The 7,541-nt window shown below is 66.1% G+C and carries 8 protein-coding genes; 5 read left to right on the top strand and 3 right to left on the bottom strand.

The window, feature by feature from the left end:
- Positions 1-307 precede the first annotated feature (307 nt).
- Together ACFWUR_RS27050 and ACFWUR_RS27045 are read right to left on the bottom strand one after the other, a co-directional pair.
- Positions 308-1,690 carry a thymidine phosphorylase gene (locus ACFWUR_RS27050; RefSeq protein WP_378910532.1) on the bottom strand — a complete coding sequence of 461 codons (1,383 nt, stop codon included), beginning with the start codon at positions 1,688-1,690 and terminating at the stop codon, positions 308-310.
- Between the two features lie 19 nt (positions 1,691-1,709).
- On the bottom strand, positions 1,710-2,123 hold the full coding sequence (locus tag ACFWUR_RS27045) for a cytidine deaminase (RefSeq protein ID WP_378910530.1): 414 nt from the start codon (positions 2,121-2,123) through the stop codon (positions 1,710-1,712).
- Between the two features lie 290 nt (positions 2,124-2,413).
- Here ACFWUR_RS27045 and sdhC point away from each other — a divergent pair, with 290 nt between their 5' ends.
- From sdhC to ACFWUR_RS27020, 5 genes are all read left to right on the top strand, one after another.
- Positions 2,414-2,818, top strand: coding sequence for a succinate dehydrogenase, cytochrome b556 subunit (sdhC, locus tag ACFWUR_RS27040; protein ID WP_378910529.1), 405 nt, complete (start codon positions 2,414-2,416; stop codon positions 2,816-2,818).
- A 1-nt stretch (position 2,819) separates the two neighbouring features.
- Positions 2,820-3,254, top strand: coding sequence for a succinate dehydrogenase hydrophobic membrane anchor subunit (locus ACFWUR_RS27035; RefSeq protein ID WP_378910527.1), 435 nt, complete (start codon positions 2,820-2,822; stop codon positions 3,252-3,254).
- 16 nt (positions 3,255-3,270) lie between these two features.
- Complete coding sequence (sdhA, locus tag ACFWUR_RS27030) at positions 3,271-5,040, top strand: succinate dehydrogenase flavoprotein subunit (RefSeq protein ID WP_378910526.1); 1,770 nt, start codon at positions 3,271-3,273, stop codon at positions 5,038-5,040.
- Positions 5,040-5,810 (top strand): succinate dehydrogenase iron-sulfur subunit, encoded by a 771-nt coding sequence (locus ACFWUR_RS27025; RefSeq protein ID WP_378910523.1) that lies wholly within the window; start codon positions 5,040-5,042, stop codon positions 5,808-5,810. The genes sdhA and ACFWUR_RS27025 overlap by 1 nt, the downstream gene beginning before the upstream one ends.
- Positions 5,811-5,938: 128 nt before the next feature.
- Positions 5,939-6,451 (top strand): hypothetical protein, encoded by a 513-nt coding sequence (locus ACFWUR_RS27020; protein ID WP_378910521.1) that lies wholly within the window; start codon positions 5,939-5,941, stop codon positions 6,449-6,451.
- Here ACFWUR_RS27020 and ACFWUR_RS27015 read toward each other — a convergent pair.
- Positions 6,448-7,338, bottom strand: a complete 891-nt coding sequence (locus ACFWUR_RS27015; protein WP_378910520.1) for a fructosamine kinase family protein — start codon at positions 7,336-7,338, stop codon at positions 6,448-6,450. The two genes, ACFWUR_RS27020 and ACFWUR_RS27015, sit on opposite strands and share 4 nt — an antisense overlap.
- Positions 7,339-7,541: the final 203 nt, after the last annotated feature.

The following is a 7,541-nucleotide window of genomic DNA, read 5'->3' as shown; positions in this document are numbered from 1 at the left end:
AGAGACGCGTTCCTTAGACAGCTCGCATCTCACTCGGAGGTCTTCGCCCTGTCAGCTCGCCACGCCGTCACCAACCTCTGTGGTCAACACACCTAGGGAGCGGCGGCCACGAAGTGGCCGGTCCGCGGCCGGGTCGCCGGTCAGGCGCCGGTGCGTAGGCGACGAAGGAGCAAGCAACGGTGGCTGACCGGCGGCCCCTCGGGGCCGCGGACACGCGCGCGCCAGCGCGCCAACAAACACAGCCCCCAACCTGCCTGGGACCACCGATCTCAGGTAATCCCTTCTTTCCTGGACTACCGAACCCAGGTCAATCGATACGACCCAGTATCAGCTCGCCGGGTTTCCACTCGGAGCTGGATTCGATGGCGATCGCGCCCGTGAGCGCGGCCGAAGCTCCCGCGAATGCCGCCGGGGTGTCGGTGTGGAGGGTGAGCAGCGGCTGCCCTTCCACCACCGAATCACCGGGTTTCGCATGCATCTCGATGCCCGCCCCCGCCTGCACCGTCTCCCCCTGACGCGCACGCCCCGCGCCGAGCCGCCAAGCAGCAACCCCCACTCCCATCGCATCGAGGCGGGTGAGCACTCCACTCGATTCGGCCCGCACGATCTCGGTGTGCCGGGCAACGGGCAGCGGCGCGTCCGGGTCCCCGCCCTGCGCCTGGATCATCGTGCGCCAGTGGTCCATGGCCCGACCGTCGGCGAGCGCATCGGCGGGGTCGACGTGCAGCCCGGCCTGCGCGACCATCTCGCGGGCGAGCGTCAACGTCAGCTCGACCACGTCGGCCGGTCCCCCACCAGCGAGAACCTCCACCGACTCGGCGACTTCCAGCGCATTGCCCGCGGTTCGCCCGAGCGGGGTGTCCATCGCGGTGAGCAACGCGACCGTGTTCACCCCCGCGTCGCGGCCGAGTTCGACCATCGCGGTGGCGAGTTCGCGCGCCCCGTCGAGGGTCTTGAGGAAGGCACCCGTGCCGACCTTCACATCGAGGACCAGCGCCGCCGTGCCTTCGGCGATCTTCTTGCTCATGATCGAACTGGCGATCAGCGGGATCGATTCGACCGTGCCGGTCACGTCGCGCAGCGCGTAGAGCCGCTTGTCGGCGGGGGCGAGGTCGGCACCGGCGGCGCAGATCACCGCACCGATCGCCGGATCGGCCAGGATCTCGCGCATCCGGGCGACGGTCACGTCGGCCTGCCAGCCGGGGATCGACTCGAGCTTGTCCAGCGTCCCGCCGGTGTGCCCGAGTCCGCGCCCGGACAACTGCGGCACCGCGGCACCGCAGGCCGCGACCAGCGGGGCCAGTGGCAGCGTGATCTTGTCGCCGACGCCGCCGGTCGAATGTTTGTCGACGGTCGGGCGCGCCAGATCGGTGAAGTCCATCCGGCTGCCCGAGCTGATCATCGCCGCCGTCCACCGCGCGGTCTCGCGCCGGGTCATCCCGCGCCAGAGGACCGCCATGGCCAACGCCGACATCTGCTCATCGGCCACGATCCCCCGGGTGAACCCGTCGACCACCCAGTCGATCTGCGCGTCCGAGAGCTCTCCGCCGTCACGCTTTGTGGTGATGACCGACACCGCGCTGTGGTCGCCACCGCGCGAATTCGGGCCGGACTCGTGCGTGTGCGGATCCGCGTCGGCGGCCGACGGCAGGTGGGTGGAGCGTTCGTTCGTTCCCGACGAGTTACCCATGTGCCCACTAAATCAGCGGTTACCCGGCTTCGCCAGCCCGACCGGCCGCCAGATCATCCGGGCCGAAAGCGTAGGGCAGCAACTCGGCGAGAGGTTTCGGGCCGTCGGCGTGAGCCACCAGCAGTTCGCCCCCGCCGTGCTCGAACAGCAGCTGCCGACACCGCCCACACGGCATCAGGATTTCGCCGCGGGAATCGGTCACGGCGACCGCGATGAGACGCCCGCCACCCGACGTGAATAAGTTACCGACGAGTACACATTCAGCACACAGGGTTAACCCATATGAGACATTTTCCACATTGCATCCGCTCACAATTCGACCATCCGCAGTGAGAGCAGCGGCGCCGACGGGGAAACCCGAGTACGGGGCATACGCCGCCCCCATAGCCCGAATTGCCATGTCATGCAACGTATTCCAGTCGATTTCAGGCACCGAGAACCTCCAGCCGATCCCGCCGAACACCGGGAAACAGGGGCCGAAAAGCCAGTATCCGGCATCGGGAAAGGTAAACCTAACTCGCCTGTTTTACGCGCAACGCACGGCACGCCGAATTAGTTCCGCGAAACAGAGGGGATTAGAGTTCATCGAAGATCGGTTCAGGTTCCCGGCGGCGGGCCAGCGCTCGAGAATACAGCGCAGCCACCTGGGCATTTGCCTCTCCACGCATGCCGGCGTCGGATCTGTGACCGGGTCCATCAACGACGTTGGAGGCACCGCACTCTATGACCACGATAGAAGCTCCGGCTCCGGCCCAGCCGAAGCGGAAGACGCTGTACCGCGGCGACCCCGGCATGTGGTCCTGGGCGCTGCACCGGATCACCGGTGTCACGCTGTTCTTCTTCCTCTTCGCGCATGTGTTGGACACGGCACTGGTCCGGGTCAACCCGGACACCTACGACCAGGCGATCGAGCTCTACAAGAACCCCGTCGTCGCCCTGATGGAAATGGGCCTCGTCGTCGCCGTCCTGTTCCACGCCCTCAACGGCGTGCGGGTCATTCTCGTCGACTTCTGGTCCCAGGGTCCGCGATACCAGAAGCAGATGCTGTGGGTTGTCGTCACCATCTGGATTCTGGTCTCCGCCGCCGGCGTCGGCCGCCAGTTCTTCTACCTGCTGACGGAGCACTGATATGTCTGCACCTGTCCTCGGCAAGTCCTACGATCGCCCGGCCAGCCTCGACTCCCCCCGCTCGCCGCGTGGCAAGTCGAACGGCAACTTCGAGAAGTACGCGTGGCTGTTCATGCGCATCTCGGGCCTGTTCCTGATCGTGCTGGTGCTCGGCCACATGTTCATCATGTTGATGATCGACGGTGGCGTGAACCGCCTGAACTTCGCGTTCGTGGCCGGCCGCTGGTCCAGCCCGTTCTGGCAGTTCTGGGACCTGTCCATGCTGTGGCTGGCTCAGCTGCACGGCGGCAACGGCCTGCGCGTGATCATCGACGACTACTCGCGCAAGGACTCCACCCGGTTCTGGCTGAAGGTCATCCTCGTGCTGTCGATGATCCTGGTCATGGCAGTCGGCACGTACGTCATCTTCACCTTCGACCCCAACATCACAGGTTAGGAACAGGCCACCTCGCATGAGTGAATCCCGTCCGATTCAGGAGCATCGCTACGACGTGGTCATCGTCGGCGCCGGTGGCGCGGGTATGCGCGCGGCGATCGAGGCCGGCCCGCGCGCTCGCACCGCGGTCCTGACCAAGCTGTACCCGACCCGCAGCCACACCGGCGCGGCCCAGGGCGGCATGTGCGCCGCGCTGGCCAACGTCGAAGAAGACAACTGGGAATGGCACACCTTCGACACCGTCAAGGGTGGCGACTACCTCGTCGACCAGGACGCCGCGGAGATCATGGCCAAAGAGGCCATCGACGCGGTCATGGACCTCGAGAAGATGGGCCTGCCGTTCAACCGCACGCCCGAGGGCAAGATCGACCAGCGTCGTTTCGGTGGCCACACCCGTGACCACGGCAAGGCGCCCGTGCGTCGCGCGTGTTATGCCGCCGACCGCACCGGTCACATGATCCTGCAGACGCTCTACCAGAACTGCGTCAAGCACGACGTCGAGTTCTACAACGAGTTCTACGTGCTCGACCTGGTGATGACCGACACCGACCGTGGCCCCGTCGCCACCGGCGTCGTCGCCTACGAGCTGTCCACCGGCGAGATCCACATCTTCCACGCGAAGTCGATCGTGTTCGCCACCGGTGGCTCGGGCCGCATGTACAAGACCACCTCGAACGCGCACACGCTGACCGGTGACGGCATGGCGATCGTGTTCCGCAAGGGCCTGCCGCTCGAGGACATGGAGTTTCACCAGTTCCACCCGACAGGCCTCGCGGGCCTCGGCATCCTCATCTCCGAGGCTGTGCGTGGTGAGGGTGGCATCCTGCGCAATGCCTCCGGTGAGCGCTTCATGGAGCGCTACGCCCCCACCATCAAGGACCTCGCGCCGCGTGACATCGTCGCCCGCTCGATGGTGCTCGAGGTGGCCGAAGGCCGTGGCGCGGGCCCGAACAAGGATTACGTCTACATCGACGTGACCCACCTCGGTGCCGACGTGCTCGAGGAGAAGCTGCCCGACATCACCGAGTTCGCGCGCACCTACCTCGGCGTCGACCCGGTTTCCGAGCTCGTGCCCGTCATGCCGACCTGCCACTACGTGATGGGCGGTATCCCCACCCGCATCCGTGGCGAGGTGCTGCGCAACAACACCGACGTGGTCCCCGGCCTCTACGCCGCCGGTGAGTGCGCGTGTGTGTCGGTGCACGGCGCCAACCGTCTCGGCACCAACTCGCTGCTCGACATCAACGTGTTCGGCCGTCGCGCCGGCATCGCGGCCGCCGAGTACGCCAACCGCACCGAGTTCGTCGAGATGCCCGAGAACCCGTCGCAGATGGTGATGGACTGGCTCTCGCTGATCCTGTCCGACCACGGCAACGAGCGCGTGGCCGACATCCGCACCGAGCTGCAGGCCACGATGGATGCCAACGCGGGTGTGTTCCGTACCGAGGAAACCCTCAAGAAGGTCCTCACCGACATCCACACGCTCAAGGAGCGCTACACGCGGATCACGGTGCAGGACAAGGGCAAGCGCTACAACAGCGACCTGCTCGAGGCCGTCGAGCTGGGCTTTTTGCTCGAGCTGGCCGAGGTCACCGTCGTCGGCGCGCTCAACCGCAAGGAATCGCGTGGCGGCCACGCTCGCGAGGACTACCCGGATCGCGACGACGTGAACTTCATGCGGCACACCATGGCGTACAAGGAGGGCCCGGAACTCATCTCCGAGATCCGCCTCGACTTCAAGCCGGTGGTGCAGACCCGCTACGAGCCGATGGAGCGTAAGTACTGATGACTGCTGCAGTCGATACCGCCAAGCAGAAGCCGGCGCCGGTGCCCGAGGGCTCGGTCATGGTCACCGTCAAGGTGGCCCGGTTCAACCCCGAGAACGGTCAAGGCGCCTACTGGGACACGTTCCAGGTGCCGGTCCTGCCGACCGACCGCTTCCTCAACGTGCTCATCTACATCAAGTCCTACCTGGACGGCACCCTCACCTTCCGGCGATCCTGCGCCCACGGTGTGTGTGGCTCCGACGCCATGCGGATCAACAATGTGAACCGGCTGGCGTGCAAGGTGCTGATGAAGGACCTGCTGCCCAAGGGCGACAAGACCCTCACCATGACCGTCGAGCCGATCCGCGGCCTGCCCGTGGAGAAGGACCTCGTGGTCGACATGGAGCCGTTCTTCGACGCGTTCCGCGCGGTGAAGCCCTACCTGATGACCTCGGGTAACGAGCCCACCCGCGAACAGATCCAGAGCCAGGCCGACCGCGCCCGCTTCGATGACACCACCAAGTGCATCCTGTGCGCCTGCTGCACCACCTCGTGCCCCGTCTACTGGACCGACGGCAGCTACTTCGGCCCCGCCGCGATCGTGAACGCGCACCGCTTCATCTTCGACAGCCGTGACGAAGGCGCCCGCGAGCGCCTCGACATCCTCAACGACGTCGAAGGTGTCTGGCGCTGCCGCACCACCTTCAACTGCACCGACGCGTGCCCTCGTGGCATCGAGGTCACCAAGGCGATCCAGGAAGTCAAGCGAGCCCTGCTCTTCACTCGCTGATCTGCCTCGACACAGGCCGTCCGCACCGGAAGGTGTGGGCGGCCTTTGTCGTTCGTGGAGGTTGACCCAGTAGTAGATAGTGTTACTATCCATAGTAGATAGTGTAGATATCCACTCTGGGAGAATTCATGATCACCCTCATCGCTCTCATCGGCTCACTGGTTGCCTTTCGCACGCTCGGAACATTCGGCGTGACCCGATTCGCCTCGTGGTCGGCCGGCGCCGCCCACGCACTGGCCGTCATGCTGGTGATGACGGGGACCGCGCACTTCATGCCCGCGAGCGTCACCGTGATGCCCAACTACGACGACATGGTCGCCATGATCCCGCCGTTCGTCCCGTTCCCCGGCTTCATGGTCTTGGCCAGCGGCGTCCTGGAACTACTCGCGGCGCTCGGCCTCATCCTCACCCGCACCCGCTGGGTCGCGGGCTGGGCCCTGGTTCCCCTGTTCCTACTGCTCCTGCCCGCCAACATCTACGCGGCCCTCAACGACATCCCCTTCGCGGGAGAGCCCGCCTCACCCCTGTGGCAGCGGATCCCGGAGCAGGTGCTGTACATCGGCTTCGCCGTGTGGGCCACCCGATCCGCACCCCGCGTCGTGCCCGCGCTGCGGCGGCGCGAACCGGTGGCCACGACCTAGCGATAGCGAGCCGCGGCGTCCAGCACGGCGGTTCGATACGAACGACCGAAAAGCACGACGTGGGCCAGGAGCAGGTGTAGTTGATGGAGCGGGACCCTGGTCCGCCAGTCTTGCGCCAGAGGGTGAATGTCGTTGTAGGCAGCGATGATTCGGTCGAACTCGGGCGCGCCGCCGAAGAGGGCGAGTGTGGACAGGTCGGTCTCGCGGTGACCCCCGTGGGCTGCCGGGTCGATCAACCAGGGGGTATCGGCCCTGCCCCAGACGATGTTGCCCGGCCAGAGGTCGCCGTGAATTCTGGCGGGCGGTTCGGCGGGGGCTTCGATGTGCATCGATTCGATGCCGTTCGCGTCGGCGATGTCGAGGCCGCCCGCGTCGACGGCGAGTTTCAGGTACGGCAGGATTCGATGTTCGCGGTACCAGGTCGGCCAGTCGGCGCCGGGGGTGTTGTCGAGGGGCAGACCGGCGAGGAAACCCTCGGTGGCAGCACCGAATTCGGGGGCACCCGCATCGTGGGTGACTGCCAGGCCCGCACCGAAGCGCTCGGCCGCGACGGCGGTCGGCTCGGCATGGTCGACCCACTCCATCAACAGCAGTTCCTCGGTCTGCGCGTACAACCGCGGCACCGCCACTCCCCCGGCTTCCCGCAGCCAACGCAGCCCACTCGCCTCCGCCGCGAAAAGGCCGGGAGGGGCAGGCGCGGGCTCGGCGGTCGGTGCGGCGCACACCCCACCGGGCCAGGTCTTCAGAAACAGATGCGTCCCGTCATCGAGCGCGATCCGCTCGGCGACGCTGATGGACCCACCCCCGACGGGCGTGGTGCGCAGCCGCTGATGGGCGAGGAAGGTCGGCAGCAGGTGCGGGTTCGCACGCAGAAACGGCAAGTCCACCTCGCCATCTTGCCCATGTGCGGCCGGTGACGGCCGGCGAATCGGCAGATCCACGGCGTGCCTCGCGTACCGGAAAGAGTGCGCGCTACTTTGTTAACAGGTATTACTAAACGCTGTTCATAAATACACCGGCCGTGGTTTCATCTTCTTGAACGTGTTCCACATCACGTCATGACGTCCGCCCACCCGGACCGAAGGAGACA

Source organism: Nocardia sp. NPDC058633 (assembly GCF_042717045.1).
Classification (GTDB): Bacteria; Actinomycetota; Actinomycetes; order Mycobacteriales; family Mycobacteriaceae; genus Nocardia.
The sequence above is the reverse complement of the archived record's forward strand: the minus strand, read 5'-3'. Positions and strand labels throughout refer to the sequence as shown.

Excerpts from the sequence above, each read along its gene's own strand:
- ACFWUR_RS27050 (WP_378910532.1), bottom strand. The coding sequence starts at position 1,690 with ATGGGTAACTCGTCGGGAACGAACGAACGCTCCACCCACCTGCCGTCG.
- sdhC (WP_378910529.1), top strand. The coding sequence starts at position 2,414 with ATGACCACGATAGAAGCTCCGGCTCCGGCCCAGCCGAAGCGGAAGACG.
- ACFWUR_RS27035 (WP_378910527.1), top strand. The coding sequence starts at position 2,820 with ATGTCTGCACCTGTCCTCGGCAAGTCCTACGATCGCCCGGCCAGCCTC.
- sdhA (WP_378910526.1), top strand. The coding sequence starts at position 3,271 with ATGAGTGAATCCCGTCCGATTCAGGAGCATCGCTACGACGTGGTCATC.
- ACFWUR_RS27025 (WP_378910523.1), top strand. The coding sequence starts at position 5,040 with ATGACTGCTGCAGTCGATACCGCCAAGCAGAAGCCGGCGCCGGTGCCC.
- ACFWUR_RS27020 (WP_378910521.1), top strand. The coding sequence starts at position 5,939 with ATGATCACCCTCATCGCTCTCATCGGCTCACTGGTTGCCTTTCGCACG.